1 pseudogene is annotated in these 824 nt (G+C 60.9%); it reads left to right on the forward strand.

Annotated elements, in window-relative coordinates:
- Positions 1 to 72: 72 nt before the first annotated feature.
- A pseudogene (locus tag BMI01S_RS37805) lies at positions 73 to 824 on the forward strand (transposase); the annotation flags it as partial.

Consider the following 824-nt stretch of genomic DNA (forward strand, 5'->3'; position numbering starts at 1 on the left):
CCCCCGGCGTCAGAATAGTTGTCGTGTCGCTTGATTCTTAGACATGGTCCGGGGGCGGTAGAATTGGCATGAATGAAAGCCTACCCAGAAGAACGAAAAGAAGCGCTGGTGCGTCGCATGATGCCGGCGGAGAATGCGCCGGTGTCGGTGCTAGCACGAGAAACGGGGATTACCGAACAGACGTTGTACACGTGGCGCCGACAGGCGAAAGGGCAAGGATTGGCTGTGCCGGGCGATGGAAAGAATCCCGAAGGATGGTCTTCGGAAGACAAGTTTGCCGTCGTGCTGGAGACTGCCCCGCTCAATGCAGCGGAGCTGGCCGAGTACTGCCGTCGCAAAGGTCTCTACCCCGAGCAGGTTGCTGCGTGGCGAGCGGCCTGTATGGGCGCCAACGCGAATGCTGCGGAGCACGCGCGCGAGCAACGTCAACATTCCAAAGAAGACAAGCGGCGCATCAAGCAACTCGAGAAGGAGTTGCAGCGCAAGGAGAAGGCGCTGGCCGAAGCGGCAGCGCTGCTGGTTCTCAGAAAAAAAGTCCAGGCGATCTGGGGAGAACAAGAGGACGATTGATCAACGTCTCGGATCGCCTGTTATGTTTATCGTTGATCCGCGAGGCGGCGCAGTCGGGTTGCCGCCTGGAGCAGGCATGCGAAGAGCTGGGCCTGAGCGTGCGCACGTTTCAGCGCTGGGTTCGTGATGGCGAGACGGTGCGAGCCGACGGCCGCAGCACGGCATCGCGGCCCGAGCCCAGCAACAAGCTGAGCGAAGCCGAACGGCAGCGGATTCTGGAGGTGGCCAATAGCGCCGAATTCGCCAGTTTGCCG

The sequence above is a fragment of the Paraburkholderia mimosarum LMG 23256 = NBRC 106338 genome (genome assembly GCF_000739815.1).
GTDB lineage: Bacteria > Pseudomonadota > Gammaproteobacteria > Burkholderiales > Burkholderiaceae > Paraburkholderia > Paraburkholderia mimosarum.